Below are 16,013 nucleotides of genomic sequence, written 5' to 3' on the forward strand. Positions count from 1 at the left end.
CAGTATATACTGGATGCATACACAGTAATGTTGACCTATACAGGATGAGACCATGCTGACCCAGCTGACTGTCAACAACTTCGCCATCGTCAAGTTTCTCGAACTCGATCTGCAACCGGGCATGACCTGCATCACAGGTGAGACCGGTGCCGGTAAATCCATCGCCATCGATGCTCTCGGTCTCTGCCTTGGAGAGCGGGCCGAAGCCGGCATGGTGCGACCCGATAGCGACAAAAGCGAGGTCAGCGCCCGCTTCCTGCTGGACAACAACCCGGCCGCTCGCGCCTGGCTCGCCACCAACGAACTGGAAAACGAAGGTGAATGTATCGTGCGGCGAGTCATCTCCGCCGAGGGGCGCTCACGCAGCTATATCAACGGCGTGCCTGTTCCCCTCACCCAGCTCAAGAATCTGGGTCAGCTGCTGGTCAACGTACACGGTCAGCATGCCCACCAGATGCTGCTCAAACCCGACTACCAGCTCGCTCTGCTCGACGGTTATGCCGGTCACCATCTGCTGCTCGACGAGGTGCGCCAGCACTATCAGCAGTGGCGCCAACTGCAAAACGAGCTCAACCGGCTCAAAGCCGAGCAGCAGCAGCGGGAGGCCCGTCGCCAACTGATCGAGTATCAGGTGCAGGAGCTGGACGAATTTGCCCTGCAACTAGGGGAGTTCGAAGAGATAGAAGAGGAGCACCAGCGTCTCGCCAACGGCACAGAGCTGATGCAAGAGTGCGGGGCTTGCCTCGATCTGCTCTATGACAACGAAGAGACCACTATCGCAGGGCTGCTGCAATCGGCCGTCGATCGGGCCGAGGGGCTGGTCAGCATGGACAGCCGCCTCACCCCGGTACTGGAGATGCTGAACGAAGCGCTGATCGGGGTGCAGGAGAGCCACAGCGAACTTCGCAGCTACCTCGATCGGCTGGAGCTGGATCCCGAACGTTTCAACGAGCTGGAAGCCCGCCTCTCCAAAGCCATCAATCTGGCACGCAAGCACCACGTCAAACCGGCGGATCTGGCCCAACACCATCAGGAGCTTGCCTCGGATCTCGCTCGCCTCAACTCCGATGAGGAGCGGTTAGAGGGGATGGAAGATGAGCTGGCCGATGCCCGTCAGGCTTTTGTCCAGGCCGCCGAAGCCCTGAGTCAGAGCCGTCAGCGTTACGCCCAGGAGCTGGGCGCCAAGGTGACCAGCAGCATGCACGAACTGGCGATGCCTGATGGCCGTTTCGCCATCGAGGTGCGCCCCGACGCCCAGAGCAGCCTCTCTCCGCTGGGTATCGATCGGGTGGAGTTTATGGTCACCACCAACCCGGGCCAACCGATCCAACCGCTTGGCAAGGTGGCCTCAGGCGGTGAACTGTCACGCATCAGCCTCGCCATCGTGGTGATCAGCGCCCGCAAGATCTCCACCCCGACCCTGATTTTCGACGAAGTGGATGTGGGGATCAGCGGCCCGACTGCCGCCGTGGTGGGTCGCCTGCTGCGCCAGCTCGGCGAGTCCACTCAGGTGATGGTGGTCACTCACTTGCCTCAGGTGGCAGGCAACGGCCACCAGCATATGGTGGTGAGCAAGCATACCGATGGCAAAACCACCGAAACCCGGATGGATGCGCTCGACCAGAATGCCCGTCTCAATGAGCTGGCACGCCTGCTCGGTGGCGACCAGATCACCGACAACACCCTGGCCAATGCTCGCGAGCTGCTGCGCCGTTGAATCAGGCCAAAACGCCGATTTGCAGGATGGCGACTGACAGGGCTGACAGAACATGCTGACTGCGCAGGCACGGACGAGTGCCATAGCCTGCACAGTCAGCAATAGCCAATAGCCAATAGCCAATAGCCAATAGCCAATAGCCAATAGCCAATAGCCAATAGCCAATTGTGAGAACAACAGACGCATCAGGATTACCGACCCAGATCAATAAAATGGCGAGTTAGGCGAAGCTGGCAGCAACATGGGCGTGGATCCGGTTGCCTTCATGTAGCGGATTTCGCATAGTGTTGCCCCCCTTTATGGGTATCCAATTGTGAGGCTTTGTCTATGATCCACGTTTTTGGTCACAAGAATCCTGATAGCGACAGTATCTGCAGTGCGCAGGTTATCACCGACTGGCTCAATGGCCAGGGCCGTCAGGCCACCCCATGGCGTCTGGGTGACCTGCGCACCGAAACCCGTTTTATTCTGGAGCAGGCAGGCGTCAGCGAACCCGAGTTGCTGACCAAAGATCTGACCGGTGAAGATGTCTGGCTGGTGGATTTCAGTGATCTGGAACAGGGCCCTGCCACACTGGCACAAGCCAATGTACTGGGCCTGGTGGATCACCACCGTCTCGGCACTCTGGTCACCCAATCTCCGCTGGATGCCTGGATCCGTGCCGTCGGCTGCACCTGCACCATCGCCTTCGATCTGCTGAGCCAGCAAGGTACCGTGACCCGCAGCCAGGCTCGCCTGATGCTGGGTGCCATCATGAGCGACACCCTCTGTCTCACCTCGCCGACCACCACCGAACAGGACAAGATCGCCTGTGAGCGTCTGGCACCGCTGGCCGAAGTATCGCTGGCCGAATTCGGCCAACAGCTGCTGATGGCGAAAACCGACCTGAGCGGCCTGACTCCGGCTCAACTGCTGCAGCAGGATGAGAAGGCATTCCAGGCCGAAGGTCTGAACTTCATCATGAGCCAGATTGAAGTGGGCAGCGAACAGCAACTGGCCGAGCACCTGCCAGCCCTGCTGCAGGAGATGGCCCAGCGCGTGGCGAGCGAAGGGCTCGACTTCTTCGTGCTGATGGTGACTGACCTGACTGCGGCTGCGAGCCGTATCTACTTTACCGAGCACGCCAAAGTACCGGCAGAGTCCAGCTACCACCCGGGCTTTGTCAGCCGCAAGAAGCAGGGTCTGCCCTGGGTGATGGATCTGCTGGCCAAGGCCTAATCCTCACTCGCCATAACCTATTCCAAAGCCCTGCCTCTGCGCAGGGCTTTCTCATCGCCACCGCCAGCCACACTCCCCCCTCTTGCTGATCATGTTGCTCACCACTGCGGCCTCTCGCTTACTCCTTTCACGGCTTATTGACAGTTAACGCCATAACTTTGCTTACATATTTGCGGCTGTTCTTTATCAGGGCTTTGCTGCAGGATATTCGCCGCGCACAACCTTTTCCGTTTCCATTCAGGTGATCGATGAACATAACCCCCAAGCAGAGAACCCTGGCCATCACCATGCTGATCGCCGTGGTGCTCCTCGGCTGGCTGCTCTGGCCCAGTCAACCACCCAAGGCGATGCTGACCGCTCAGGTGACCCGCGAGGATATTGCCCAGACCGTACTGGCCAGTGGTGTGCTGCAGGCCGTTGAGCAGGTGGATGTGGGGGCCCAGGTCTCCGGTCAGGTCACCAAGCTGGCCGTCGAGGCCGGTGATCAGGTCAAACAGGGAGACCTGCTGGCCGAGATCGATCCCCTGATTGCCCAGAACAACCTCAAGACGGCCGAGGCGGAGCTTGCCAGCAACCGCGCCCAGCTCAAGATCAAGCAGGCACAACTCAAACAGAACGAGCTCGCCTGGCGGCGCCAGCAGCAGATGTTCAAGCAGGAGGCGAGCTCACGGGCCGATCTGGAGAATGCCGAGGCCCTGCTGGCGGTCACCCGCGCCGAACTGCAAAACAGTCAGGCCAACATCGCCAACGCCATCATCAAGGTGGAGCGGGCCAAAACCGAGCTGGGCTACACCAAGATCCTGGCGCCGATGGATGGCACCGTCATCAGCATTGTGACCCGTCAGGGCCAGACCCTGGCTGCCAGCCAGACGGTGCCGACCGTGCTCAAGTTGGCCAACCTCGAGACCATGACGGTCAAGGCGCAGATCTCCGAAGCCGATGTCACCAAGGTCAAAGCCGGCATGCCGGTCTATTTCACCTTGATCGGCGATCCGGATACCCGCTATCAGGGTACGCTTCGCGCCGTGGAGTTAGCGCCCACCAACATCAACGATCAGGCCACCACCGGCACCACCACCAGCAATGCGGCTGTCTACTACTACGCCTTGTTCGATGTACCCAATCCCGCTCATACCCTGCGGGTCGCAATGACCACCCAGGTGACCATAGTGCTCGGCGAGCGCAAGCAGGTGCTCACTGTGCCGCAAACCGCCCTCGGCAAGTCGTTGGGTGACAACGAGTATGAAGTCACCGTGATCAAGGACGATGAGACAACCGAAACCCGTCATATCAAGACCGGTATGAAGGACGAGATCCGCATTGAGGTGATCAGCGGGCTGAGCGAGAAGGAGGAGGTGCAGCTCAATCACGGTGCCCCCGCCGACAATGATGAGATGGCGGTGATGCTATGAGTGAGCCCCTGAACCAGCTGCCGTTGATCCAGCTGAAAGGGGTCGAGCGACGCTACCAGAGCGGCGACAGCGAAGTCACCGTGCTCCACCCTCTTGACCTCACCATCACGGCAGGAGAGATGATCGCCATTGTCGGCGCGTCCGGCTCTGGCAAGTCGACCCTGATGAACCTGTTGGGTTGTCTCGATAGCCCAAGCAGCGGCCAGTATCTGTTTCGCGGTCAGGACACCGCGACCATGGATGCGTTGGCGCTGGCCCGGCTGCGCTGCCACCACTTCGGCTTTATCTTTCAGCGCTACCATCTACTGCCCCATCTCGATGCCGCAGCCAACGTGGAGATCCCGGCCGTCTATGCTGGCACCAGTCGCCCGGATCGCCAGGCGCGCGCGGGTCAGCTGCTGGGCAGACTGGGTCTGGCCGATCGCAGCCACCATACCCCGGGCCAACTCTCCGGCGGTCAGCAGCAGCGGGTCAGTATCGCCCGGGCGCTGGCCAATGGCGGCGAAGTGATCCTCGCCGATGAACCGACCGGCGCACTGGATAGCCAGAGCGGCAAGGAGGTGATGGCGATCCTCAAGGAGCTGCACGCTCAGGGCCATACCATCATTCTGGTCACCCACGATATGAACGTGGCCAGCCATGCCGACCGGATCATCACTCTCAAGGATGGTCGGATTGAACAAGATAGCGGCCCCAGCCAAACGGCCGTGTTGGCTCCAGCCACCGCCACAACCCCTCAAAAAATAGTGCCCACTAAAGGTGCCATGGGCCACGACTGGGATCGTTATCGGGAAGCGGGACGGATGGCGATGCATGCCATGCTCGCCCACCGGATGCGCACCTTCCTCACCATGCTCGGCATCATCATCGGCATCGCCGCCGTGGTGAGCGTGGTCGCTCTTGGTCAAGGGGCGCGCGCCAAGGTGATCGACCAGATCAATGCGATGGGCACCAACACCATCGAAATCTTCCCGGGCAAGGGATGGGGCGATGAGAAGATGGCCAGCATCCAGACCCTCAACAAGGGGGATCTCGATGCTCTGCTGGGACAACCTTATCTTGCGGGCGCCAGCCCCGAGATCGGCAGCTCCGGCCAGTTGCGCTATCGCAACAAGACCAACAGCGGCAATGTGACCGGGGTTGGTAACGACTATTTCAAGGTGAAGGGAATGACGCTGGTCAGTGGTCGCTTACTGGAGTGGCAAGATATCCAGCAGCGTGCCGCCGTTGCCGTAGTGGACAAGAAGAGCATCACCAGCCTGCTTGGCAAGGAGGATCCGGTCGGCAAGGTGGTACTGGTCGGCACCTTGCCGGTGCGGATTGTCGGTGTGGTTTCGCAGGAGACCGGCTTCGGCCCCACCAGCCAGTCAGTCAATATCTGGCTGCCCTACAGCGCGGTGATGAGTCGCCTCATCTCGCAGCACCACTTCAGCCAAATCACTATCCGGGTCAAGGACGGGGTACAACCGGCACTGGCCGAGCAGGCGGTGATCGAGTTGATCACCAAGCGCCACGGGGTGAAGGATTTCTTCACCTTCAGCAGCGACAGCATCATCAAATCGGTGGAGAAAACCACCGCCACCATGACCCTGATGGTATCGGCCATCGCAGTGATCTCGCTGATCGTCGGCGGGGTGGGCGTGATGAACATCATGCTGGTGTCGGTGGTGGAGCGCACTCGCGAGATCGGCATTCGCATGGCCGTGGGTGCCCGCCAGTCGGATATTCTGCAGCAATTCCTGATTGAGGCTGTGATGGTGAGCCTGCTGGGGGGGATCTTCGGCGTCGGCCTCTCGCTAGGCATTGGCGCGCTCTTTTCACTGTTGGTGAACTCCATCAAGATGCAGTTTTCGCTCTTCTCCATCCTGATGGCCTTTGGCTGCTCGTCACTCATCGGGATCCTGTTTGGTTACCTGCCGGCACGCAATGCGGCGCGGCTCGACCCTGTTGTCGCACTGGCGAGGGAATAACAATGCACAAACTCTCCTGGCTGGCTCTCTGCATGACCCTCAGCGGCTGTAGTCAGCACAGCACCTATCAAAGACCCGAGCTGGCGATCGCCCCCGTATGGCAACAGGCAGAGGGCGCCCAACTGGCTGCGCAGGCTGGCCCCTGGTGGCGGGAATTTCATGATCCCCAGCTCGACAAACTGGTCGAGGCGGTACTGGCCGCCAACCCGGACATGCGTGTGGCGGCCCTCAAGCTCAAAAGCGCCCGACTGGGCGCCGAGCAGGCCGATACCAACCTCACGCCTTCGGTCAATGGCACTATCGCCGCCAGCGGCAACAAGGATCTGAAAACCGGCAAAGGCACCAACAGTCTGGGTCCCTCGCTGAGCTTCAGTTACGAAGTAGATTTGTGGGGCAAGCTCGCCTCGGTGCGAGATCAGGCAAGCTGGGAAGCAGCGGCAAGCGAGCAGGATCTCGCCAGCACCCGACTGCTGCTGATCGGCAATACCCTGGAGCAGTATTGGCAGCTCGGCTATCTCGGCTCTGCCATCGCACTCGGAGAACAGCAGCTGGCCAACCTGACCCGTACCGAGCAGCTGACCCAGACCAAATACCAGGCAGGCGCCATTACCCGACTCGATCTGGCGCAGGCACGCCAACAGTTGGCCGGAAAACAGGCTGAGCAGGCCTCCCTCAAGGCGCAGCAGGAGCAAGCTCGCAATGCCCTGCGTCTGTTGCTGGGCCGCAGCAGCGGGCCGCTGGAGTATGCACCCGCTTCCCTTGCAAAGCAGACCATTCCTGAACTTGCGGTGGGTATTCCGGCCGATGTGCTGGCACGCCGCCCCGACGTCAAAGCGGCCGAATTGCGGCTGCGCAAGACGCTGGCTAAAGGGGATGAGATCCGCACCAGCTTCTACCCCAGCCTGACCCTGACCGGCAGTGCCAGCACCGCATCCGATAGATTGGCGCAGGTGCTGCAAAATCCGGTCGGTACACTAGGGGCCAGCCTTGCCCTCCCTTTCCTTGAATACAACCGCACCCAGCTTGCCATCGAAAGCTCAGAGCTGGATTACCAGATCGCTGAAACCGAGTTTCGCAAACAGCTCTACACCGCAATGGTGGAGGTTGAAGACAATCTGGCCGCCCGCCACTATGGCCAGCAGCGACTCGATTATCTGCAGGAACAACTGAGTTATGCCCAGGAGGCCGAACGCCTGGCCAAGGCTCGCTTCCAGGCGGGAGCGACCGGCGTGCAAGCCTGGCTCGATGAGCAGAACCGGCTGTGGGATGCCCAGCAGAGCCTGTTGGCCCAGCAAAAGGAGCAGCTCACCACCACTGCCAAAATCTATCGCGCCCTGGGTGGCAGCGATAGCGTGGCGCCCCGATAACGCCTCCCCCCAATATTCCCCACTCTGCCTATAGAGTGGGGAATACCATCGCCATCGACCGCACCGAATTCCCTCGCCCACACGGCAGACAAACGCCATTGCTCATCATCAGGGGCAGTTACGGCAGCGCAGCCAATTACATGCATCGGTGACCCAGAAAATCCCGGCCATACTTTGCGACTCTCTCTATCCCTCACGCTCCCTGAACGGAGATAACGATTATCGGATATTCAATCAGCAGAGAGCTTGGCTCTTGCCGAGCGGCGCTCCGTGAATCATGAGAGACATATCCGAAGCGCATATCTGCACGACGCATACAAATAGTGATATCACGTAGTTAATTCTGCACGACGAAATTAATCGCAAACACAGAGTGATATTGAGCAAAGTGACAGTAAAGTGAAACGACGTTAAAAAGGATACAAGCGAGGATGTAGATAGCAGTGGGGCGGAAGGCGGATTGGATAACCACGAGTAAAACGGCAAAAATAATGCCGCTCAAGGGCGGCATTATTCAATCTCTGAACCTGACGAATTAGATCAGGAAATCGTTCAGGTCTTTACCCAGTGCTACTTGAGCAGCAATGGCTTTCGGCATACGGCCTTGACCGGTCCAGGTTTTTTCCTGGCCATCTTCTTCGTACTTGTATTTAGCCGGACGCGGAGCACGCTTGCTCTTGGCAGCGCCAGTCGCAGCAGCCGGAGCAGCGGCAGTCGCCAACAGCTCGCGAGGATCAATACCAGCCTGCTGCAGCATTTCGGTGAATTCATTCAGCTTGCGCTGACGCTCTTCCTGTTCAGCACGCTCCTGTTCAACAGAATCTGCGCGCTCTTGGTAAACCAGGTCAAACTTCTCTTTAGCTTCCAGCAGTTGCTCAAACGGCAGCTCACGAATAGCCGCACGCAAACTGCGAATGTTCAGCAGAACTTTCAGAAACTCGTTCATTATTTCCTCACAAAAAAGTCGGTTACAGGGATACCGTTTCAGAATAGCATGGACAATTCGCGAGAACATACAGTTTTTCTATATTAACGTTCTTTTTTTCTTAAATTTCACCATCAAGATCGAATGCTTGCCACTATCAATAACAAACTGGCTGGAATGCAGATCTTCTGGGTAGAGAGGTGATTACCATCTTGTGTTCAAGAAACATCGGTATTTCAAGACTCATTAATTTCCAGTTCAGCATCCAACAAAACTAACTCGGTAACCTGCTTTATAAGCCTGAGCGAACATTTCTACCATACGTTCAACATCATGTGACAAGACTATGCCTATCTGTTTAGCAATGAACACGTCTAGAACCTGTCCCTTCACCCGATGATGAAGGGGATACTCCCAATTGACTATCAACCCCTTCAACGCCATCGACAAAATTACATATTAATCAATTGGTTGGGATCGCCACATGACATTTCAAATATGCCTTTCATAGCCCGTTTGACAGACGCATGTGTCCGAAAACAGACTGTTCAGATACTGGTTGTCCAGAAGGGAAAAAATAAAAAAGCCAGCCGTTTTTAAGGGCTGGCTTTCTATGTATCCAAATAGCACTATTTATTTTTGGTTATATTCTTGCCTGATTGGTCAACACCGGTAATCACTGCCTGTGAAGCAGACCCAGTTAAAAGGGGCTCGGTTGGATAGAGCTTAAGTGCTTCAGCTCGCATCGCATTGGCTTCCTCTGTACGACCCAATGCATTAAGCGCGATCACCATATTGGCGTATATGTTGGCACGCGGTGTATGGCGTACGAATGCCTGCCCCCACTCCAGATAAGCTTCCAGTTCGGTCTTGTTATTTGTCTGCAAGCCCACCATCAGACGAACTGAGTTCACATCAAATTCCACTCGGGTCAACCAAGCCATGGGATTGACGATATCAAGTAGCAAAGCAGGCTCTTTATACCCACCCCGTTCATATTTGGTGACTACCCATGCGGTGTGAATTACTGTGAGCATAAAGGGAACGACCAGCAGCGGGATAGCGATCGCCATAAATCGCAGTAACAGCCATGGGCGGCACTCCATATCCCACCATGATGAGAAACCCTGACTCGCCAGGTTGGTCTCTTCAATTTCGGTATCGATGATATAAATCAGCGTCAGCAACAGCCACCATAACACGATCGCATGGTAGAGAGGGTATTCCGTCTGGGTATGAAGCAATATTGGGGTAACCAAGGCAAGCAGCCCCATGGCATGCACCCAGCGCACACTCGCCAGACGCCATAATAATGCACCTCCCATGATCACCATGCCGACCATGGGTGCAATACCGCCCTCAACAGCCCAATAGAGAAACTCGTTGTGGGGGTGGTCAAAATTGTACTCAATCTGCACCATGGACGGATTCAGTGCTTTATCAGCCATGTAGTGATGGAGAAAAATAGATTCAAAACTACCGTATCCCCAACCACTCCAGAGAGCCTGAGCAATCAGTTTTGCCGCATAAGGCCAGTAAATAGAGCGCATACCACCAGACTGATAGATCTCCAGCCCACGCTTGGCTCCAACAATCCAATATTGTGATAACAGGCCAATCGCTACAGCCAAGATAACCAGACCTAATATACGCCATAGCAGCCGCTGTCGATAAAGCTGAGGCATCAGTAAGAACAGGGCTAGCAGGCCGCCTAACTGCCCCACTCGGGATTGCAAAACAACGAGCAGAAGTGCCGCAGATAGAATGACGCCATAGCGCAACGCCATCAGCAATCGACCACCCTCTCGGCGTAATTCCAGCCAGATAGCAAGGGCAAGGCCAGTTGCCATAAACGTCGCCATCACGTTTGGCTGTTGAAAGATCCCGTAAGGGCGATTGGCCTTGGTGTCATAGCCAATCCAGTTACCTGGCGTTAACAGGTAGAACTGCACCAGCCCCAGCACTGCCTCCATCGCGATCGCAATCAGGATGAGATAGAGCAAGCGATCACGCTGCGCCTTATCAAAACGCCATTGATAGAGTCCAAACAAAAACAGTAGGCCAGCAAAAAGTCCCAGCAATCGGGGAATAGCATAATCCTTGAATGCAAAACCAGGATAGAGCATCGGGAGCAACAGCAAGAGTGACCCTATCCATAAACCCGCTTGTAATGGAGAGAAGAGCAGGCGCTGACGTAACGTCACCTGCCACAATCCCAATCCAATAGCCAACGAGGCAAACACCCATCCCCATGCGTTAAAGGGCAGATACAGCCCTGCACCTCCAGGGTTATGCATAAAAAAATGCATGCCCAACAACCAATAAGCGATACAAAGTACGCCAAACAAAACACGTAAGTATTTAATCATCATGCATTCCTAGCATAATTCTGCAGATTGCCATATCTCTTGGGTAGGTAATAAAAGGGCGAGCAGTTTACAACTGCTCGCCCTGTTTGATGAAAAAAGATAGGCTCTATGCAACTTTTGATTACTATAGCTCTGTCAAGCCGTAAAGACCATTCTTGCGGCTCAACATCTGGCCTCCATCCCGTGTCAAAGGAACCCATCCAATGCTTCCTTTCGCGGTTGTTGGCTTGAGCAGCATCAAATCAAACGGTATCGTGACATAAATGCCTTTGGTAAAGCTACCTTCACCATACTCGTCTGCAGAAACATTGGTAAATGTTGCATACCCCCCCAAGACAACACCCGAATCAAACCGTTTGGAGAAGTCGAATGTAGCGCCTTTGTCACCAGCCAAATACTGACCTACGGAGACTTTAGCGGTGACATTACTCATGAATGGTAACTGCCAATACGCAGTAACATGTCCTGTCATTACATCGTAATCAGCCATTTTCAGGGTGTTGTGCCAGTCTCGTTGTTTTACCCAGTTGGCATCAACGCCAATGGCCCAAGTTTTGCCATATGGACGATAGAGTACCTCACTGCCAACACCGGCATACATCATCTCCAGATATCCCCCATAAGCTTGCCCGTACCAATCTTGAGCAAGTGGTTGCATATGGGTTAACTGCAAGTTGTTGAGTAATACATTAGAAGAATCGACATACTCACGAATCCACGTCCGAACCCGTGGTAAGGCAGCGCCATCTGGAGGAGGAGCTTTATAATTGAACTCATCGTAGTTATTAACCAGATTAACAAACAGCGTACTTTGCAAACTGTTGTTTTCATTTATATGCCAATCAGCATTTGCATTAATGCCTAACTGATACATATAGAAAGACTCAGCACCACCAAATGATTGCGTTAGGTCTGGATCAAAAGAGTATGAAAATGACTTGCGCTCAGATGAGTAGATAGATTCTCCCTGAATTTTTCCTGCAGCCTGAACCATCGATTTTTCATGTTGTTCTTCTCCCAACACCTGTACCACATTGGCATGACGAACAGATGGGAGATCGATGCGGGTTTCTTGCAACTGGAAATTCGCCTTACGCTCAACAACATTCAGCTGATCGACCGTACCCGGCAAATAATTTGCGGCTAACAAAGAGGTTCTCTTCATCGCCTCATTCTGATCGCGATACTTGCTCTGCGTGCCGATGACAGTCACAGAATTGGTGGTTGTGTAAAATTCTGTATCCTGCCAACCAGCATTCTCTTTCAAATCGTCAGTTAGCGCCTTCCACTTCACATCAGTCATAGTGGCTGGAACTTGGTCAGGCTGATAAATGGGTCTCGGCTGATCAATATGAGCGGGTTTCATATCATTAAAGTTAGTCCGAAAAGTCACCCCCCACATCAAGGTGTTTCCTCTCTGCCAGCTTAGATGGCTATCCATATTCTCGAAAACTCGGTACACAGCCCCGACATTCCAAGGTGAATCTTGATAAATATGGCCAGCGAACTCCTTGCTATAATCATTGCCATCATATTCCAGCTTCAACCTGAGTGGCTGCCATGGTGTTTGATACTCAACACCGCCAAAGAGTGCTGCTGGCCCATGAAACAGGCTATCAAACTCAAACTTACCACCATTACCAGAGAAGCTATTATTTCTTTGACACCAGCTATCTTTATACTCACAAAATGGGTTTTTAACATTACCACTTTCGGCCATATTTCCCCAGCCGATACCGATAGTAAAATCAAATGGTCCATACCGCTTGCTGGCCGTCACAAATTCACTATCAAAGAGACCGGTCCCCATTAGATCTCTAAAGCCAACTGAAACCTGTGGCAGATAGTTAGATTCTTGCCAAAGACGAAACTTGAAATCCATCCCTTTGTCTTTGTAGGTTTGATCACCACTAAAATCTTCGTAGGGACTGTACTTTTTTGTTCTTACATCAGTATATCTCAGTGTTGCTTCAAACCAGTCGAATGGCTGCGCAGAGATAGACCATCGACGATATTGGTCATTATCAACATAGTTGGCACTGAACTCACCTGTTTTAGCCATTCGTGCGGTAGGCATTTGAAGCAGACCCACACCACCGAAATCACCTTGTGAAGGACCATAAGGATCAATAACAGACTCTGCAGCACAAACAGCTCCTGAAACAAAGATCGCAATATATTTCAATTTAGGCAGCATTATTCTGGTACTCGATTAGCAAGCAGACTGGCAATACGAATATTGATATCTTTATATTGCTCTGGAAGGATTTGGGGATCAAAACCGACAAAGAGCGTAGCACCCGCCATAGGTTCACGATGCAGTTTGTTCCAATTCGCAACAGGAACCTGGCTGATAGAACCGTCAGGCTGGATCAGAAATGCTTCATACTGCGCAGCGCCAGCCAACAAGCGGTAATCCTGCCAATAGCTTGCCAAACTGGCACCAGGCTGAAGTGGCTGTTTACTGCGACCGTTAATCAGTCCCACGAAGTAGATAAAATCGGGCCTTGAAGCAAGGAAAAGGGTGTACTGCCCTTTTAATAGTGGATTACCATGCGGGTCAATTCTGGACTTGGCAGGATCTAATGCGATTGACAAACGGCCACTGACAGGAACTTTGTCCAGCTCTTGTAGTAACTGTTGCGTTGACTGGATCAATGAACCTTTGTCACCTGCTCGCATCCAAAGTACTTGAAGTGCTTTAATATCCTTGAGCAATTGCTCTTTAGTCATCTGAAATTCCGCTATGGTCTTTTCATTCGCAATTTGTGCAGTACGCCAATAGATATCATCTGGTAATTGAACATTAAATAACAGGTCTGCAAGTCTGGCACCATCATGCAACTCAATCTTCGCTGTAGCATGACGCTCAAAAATCACGTTTACATCAGCTTGAGCCAAAGCAAAAAATGGTATGAGACCGATCGTCAGGTATCTTTTCATAATGCGTACGGCTTTAATATTGTCATTTCAATCACCGGTAATTCCGGCCCCAATTGCTGCTGGCTTTTTAATACTCTGCTCGTACTAGGCTCAAACCAATAGTAGTTATGCCAAGAGTTCTGGTCATGTCCGACACTGACCAACTCATCAATCAACATAACATCATGTGTTTTATCAAGGATTAACAACTTTTCTGGAACAGCAGATATAAACTTAGCCCGCATGTCATATCCACTCAGATAATCCTTTTCCCATTCGGCAGTATACTGCCAAGACATAGCATCCAGGTTCAAAGATATATCGGGTACATTTACCATTTTTTTCAATGGATCAGGCCAGGATGATGCCACTAAATAGAGATCATTTTCCAAACCCACCGTCTTGTGTAGCCGACCTGATTTGGTAACAAAAAGCTTATTATCAGAGCTCACCCAGCTCAATGAACCATCAGGATCTGCAAACGCAAGCACAACCAATGCCTGTGGATTATCACCTACTCGCAGATAGGCGCTCGCATAAGGTAATTCACGTATTTTTTCAGACGTAACCTCCACATCATCCATTCCCAAAAGGGCATAGCGGAGAGTTGCATAGGTATCTGAACTGGTGGCGGAACAGCCACTCAAGAGTAATAACCCCAAAGACATAAACAAACGAAGAGAAAACATAGATGGGTTACTCAGTGGAATGGGAAAATAATTGCAAAGCGACAAAAATAAGGCTGCCAATGTGGCAGCCTTATTACAATATCAAACAACTTATTTAGTAGCAGTTGTTGTGTTAGTGCTGGTACTGGTGGAGTCGTCATTGGCATTAGCAACAACAACAGCAGCCAGAGCCGCTGCACCAACGCCCACAGCAACCAGAGTGGTAGTACCTACAGCGGCAGTACCTGCTACGCCAGTGGAACCAGCCGCAGTACCTGCAACTTCTTCAGCTGCAAATGCATTTGAAGAGAGAACCAACATAGCAGCCAGAGTCAACGCTGATTTTTTCATTACAAATTTCCTTATTTAAACATGACTTAAAGTACTAACAGGATATCTTGAAACAGAGCAATTAGCCAGTGTGAGTCGCTCAGATGAGCCCTCTCATCAATGATGAGGTGAACGACCGATTCCATGGCGAACCAGTACAATCATAACGCCTAGCATTCCGCCAAGCAGCGTCCCCAATACTGCAATCAACGCACGTTTGGGTTTTGCCTTTTCCTCGGCAACCACGGCAGGATCAAGGGTTTTAAACACGTACTCTTGATTCACTTCAGTCAACATCAAGGTTTTGGTCTGATCCTCTATCAGTTGATAAAACACCTTCTGCATATCTGCGACCGGGGTTTTCTCAAGCTGTGCTTTGAGATAAGCAATGTTACGCGTCGCATCAACTTGCTCACGCAGCTTCATGGCCTCATTGAGGTCGGCCACCAACCAGTCAACCCATTGCTTCGCAGACTCGGGGGAGTAGTACTCCACCGCCACCGTCACCAACCCTGATTTGGCATCCTTATTAATACTGGCAAGTTCACGAAATGCCTTAACTAGCTCCCAATCTGTTGGTTCCACGGACTTGCCAAGAGGCATTTCACGCACCCACTTTTTGCCGGCGACATCGTAGACATCTTCATCAATCACCAATTCACCGGTCGCCTTGTCTGTTTTGGTAACAGCCATCAACGGCACTTCCAACTGATGTTGGCGGATAAAGTGACTTAAGAATTGACGGGATTTCCCAATTTCGACCGCAATAGCCGTCTTGTCCTGACCACCGCCACCACTGAGATTGACACCAGCCAAGCTAGCAAGACCGCCAAATTGGGCAGCCATAGCAGCAAGTCCACCTCCTTGCTGCTCCGTAGATGGGGCAAGCAAAGCCTCTGAACGATAAATATTTGGCAGTGAGAGTGCAAAAATGACAGCAATAACCGCACCAACCAAGGTACTGGCGACTACCCACCACTTACCACGCCAAAGCGCCGCGAATAATTCACGCAAATCGATTTCATCTTCCTTCCCTCCGTTCATTGCCAAGGTTAAAGGAGAATATTCTTTTACTTGTGCCATAACAAACCAGATCTCAGAAGAGTCAGGTGACC

The 16,013-nt window shown here is 53.2% G+C and carries 12 protein-coding genes; 5 read left to right on the plus strand and 7 right to left on the minus strand.

The genetic code is table 11. From position 1 onward, the window contains the following. Positions 1-52: 52 nt before the first annotated feature. The 5 genes from recN (at position 53) to ACTG27_RS09770 (ending at position 7,684) form a co-directional block, all read left to right on the plus strand. Positions 53-1,717: a DNA repair protein RecN gene (gene recN, locus ACTG27_RS09750; protein WP_439979583.1), complete on the plus strand. Its 1,665-nt coding sequence runs from the start codon at positions 53-55 to the stop codon at positions 1,715-1,717. Positions 1,718-2,044: 327 nt separating this feature from the next. Then, a complete protein-coding gene (locus tag ACTG27_RS09755; protein WP_439979584.1) occupies positions 2,045-2,935 on the plus strand; it encodes a manganese-dependent inorganic pyrophosphatase in 891 nt (296 codons plus the stop codon). A 248-nt stretch (positions 2,936-3,183) separates the two neighbouring features. Next, positions 3,184-4,347, plus strand: a complete 1,164-nt coding sequence (locus tag ACTG27_RS09760; protein ID WP_439979585.1) for an efflux RND transporter periplasmic adaptor subunit — start codon at positions 3,184-3,186, stop codon at positions 4,345-4,347. Next, on the plus strand, positions 4,344-6,317 hold the full coding sequence (locus ACTG27_RS09765) for a MacB family efflux pump subunit (RefSeq protein ID WP_439979586.1): 1,974 nt from the start codon (positions 4,344-4,346) through the stop codon (positions 6,315-6,317). The genes ACTG27_RS09760 and ACTG27_RS09765 overlap by 4 nt, the downstream gene beginning before the upstream one ends. A 2-nt stretch (positions 6,318-6,319) precedes the next feature. Beyond that, entirely contained in the window at positions 6,320-7,684 is a 1,365-nt protein-coding gene (locus ACTG27_RS09770; RefSeq protein WP_439979587.1) for an efflux transporter outer membrane subunit, read from the plus strand. 535 nt (positions 7,685-8,219) lie between these two features. Here the strand turns inward: ACTG27_RS09770 and ACTG27_RS09775 are convergent. The 7 genes from ACTG27_RS09775 to ACTG27_RS09805 all read right to left on the minus strand — a co-directional run bounded on the left by ACTG27_RS09775 (position 8,220) and on the right by ACTG27_RS09805 (position 15,981). Continuing rightward, positions 8,220-8,630, minus strand: coding sequence for an H-NS family histone-like protein (locus ACTG27_RS09775; protein ID WP_005344269.1), 411 nt, complete (start codon positions 8,628-8,630; stop codon positions 8,220-8,222). A 608-nt stretch (positions 8,631-9,238) separates the two neighbouring features. Further along, the gene (locus tag ACTG27_RS09780) at positions 9,239-10,978 is read right to left on the minus strand and encodes a Wzy polymerase domain-containing protein (protein ID WP_439980510.1); all 1,740 of its coding nucleotides are present in this window, start codon (positions 10,976-10,978) and stop codon (positions 9,239-9,241) included. 124 nt (positions 10,979-11,102) lie between these two features. Beyond that, the gene (locus ACTG27_RS09785; protein WP_439979588.1) at positions 11,103-13,175 is read right to left on the minus strand and encodes a YjbH domain-containing protein; all 2,073 of its coding nucleotides are present in this window, start codon (positions 13,173-13,175) and stop codon (positions 11,103-11,105) included. Further along, on the minus strand, positions 13,175-13,921 hold the full coding sequence (locus ACTG27_RS09790; RefSeq protein ID WP_042657814.1) for a capsule biosynthesis GfcC family protein: 747 nt from the start codon (positions 13,919-13,921) through the stop codon (positions 13,175-13,177). Before ACTG27_RS09790 ends, ACTG27_RS09785 begins: the two co-directional genes overlap by 1 nt. Then, on the minus strand, positions 13,918-14,589 hold the full coding sequence (locus tag ACTG27_RS09795) for a YjbF family lipoprotein (RefSeq protein WP_108613094.1): 672 nt from the start codon (positions 14,587-14,589) through the stop codon (positions 13,918-13,920). The genes ACTG27_RS09790 and ACTG27_RS09795 overlap by 4 nt, the downstream gene beginning before the upstream one ends. 90 nt (positions 14,590-14,679) lie before the next feature. Then, positions 14,680-14,919: a hypothetical protein gene (locus tag ACTG27_RS09800; protein ID WP_108613095.1), complete on the minus strand. Its 240-nt coding sequence runs from the start codon at positions 14,917-14,919 to the stop codon at positions 14,680-14,682. A gap of 96 nt (positions 14,920-15,015) precedes the next feature. Continuing rightward, positions 15,016-15,981 carry a Wzz/FepE/Etk N-terminal domain-containing protein gene (locus tag ACTG27_RS09805; protein WP_368150154.1) on the minus strand — a complete coding sequence of 322 codons (966 nt, stop codon included), beginning with the start codon at positions 15,979-15,981 and terminating at the stop codon, positions 15,016-15,018. Between the last annotated feature and the right edge of the window lie 32 nt (positions 15,982-16,013).

Source organism: Aeromonas sp. 97A, from assembly GCF_051919185.1.
GTDB classification, from domain to species: domain Bacteria; phylum Pseudomonadota; class Gammaproteobacteria; order Enterobacterales; family Aeromonadaceae; genus Aeromonas; species Aeromonas veronii.

What these genes read in the sequence shown, in the direction of transcription:
- ACTG27_RS09790 (WP_042657814.1), bottom strand. Translation starts at nt 13,921, where the DNA reads ATGAAAAGATACCTGACGATCGGTCTCATACCATTTTTTGCTTTGGCT.
- ACTG27_RS09765 (WP_439979586.1), top strand. Translation starts at nt 4,344, where the DNA reads ATGAGTGAGCCCCTGAACCAGCTGCCGTTGATCCAGCTGAAAGGGGTC.
- ACTG27_RS09755 (WP_439979584.1), top strand. Translation starts at nt 2,045, where the DNA reads ATGATCCACGTTTTTGGTCACAAGAATCCTGATAGCGACAGTATCTGC.
- ACTG27_RS09805 (WP_368150154.1), bottom strand. Translation starts at nt 15,981, where the DNA reads ATGGCACAAGTAAAAGAATATTCTCCTTTAACCTTGGCAATGAACGGA.
- recN (WP_439979583.1), top strand. Translation starts at nt 53, where the DNA reads ATGCTGACCCAGCTGACTGTCAACAACTTCGCCATCGTCAAGTTTCTC.
- ACTG27_RS09760 (WP_439979585.1), top strand. Translation starts at nt 3,184, where the DNA reads ATGAACATAACCCCCAAGCAGAGAACCCTGGCCATCACCATGCTGATC.
- ACTG27_RS09780 (WP_439980510.1), bottom strand. Translation starts at nt 10,978, where the DNA reads ATGATTAAATACTTACGTGTTTTGTTTGGCGTACTTTGTATCGCTTAT.
- ACTG27_RS09795 (WP_108613094.1), bottom strand. Translation starts at nt 14,589, where the DNA reads ATGTTTTCTCTTCGTTTGTTTATGTCTTTGGGGTTATTACTCTTGAGT.
- ACTG27_RS09770 (WP_439979587.1), top strand. Translation starts at nt 6,320, where the DNA reads ATGCACAAACTCTCCTGGCTGGCTCTCTGCATGACCCTCAGCGGCTGT.
- ACTG27_RS09775 (WP_005344269.1), bottom strand. Translation starts at nt 8,630, where the DNA reads ATGAACGAGTTTCTGAAAGTTCTGCTGAACATTCGCAGTTTGCGTGCG.
- ACTG27_RS09800 (WP_108613095.1), bottom strand. Translation starts at nt 14,919, where the DNA reads ATGAAAAAATCAGCGTTGACTCTGGCTGCTATGTTGGTTCTCTCTTCA.
- ACTG27_RS09785 (WP_439979588.1), bottom strand. Translation starts at nt 13,175, where the DNA reads ATGCTGCCTAAATTGAAATATATTGCGATCTTTGTTTCAGGAGCTGTT.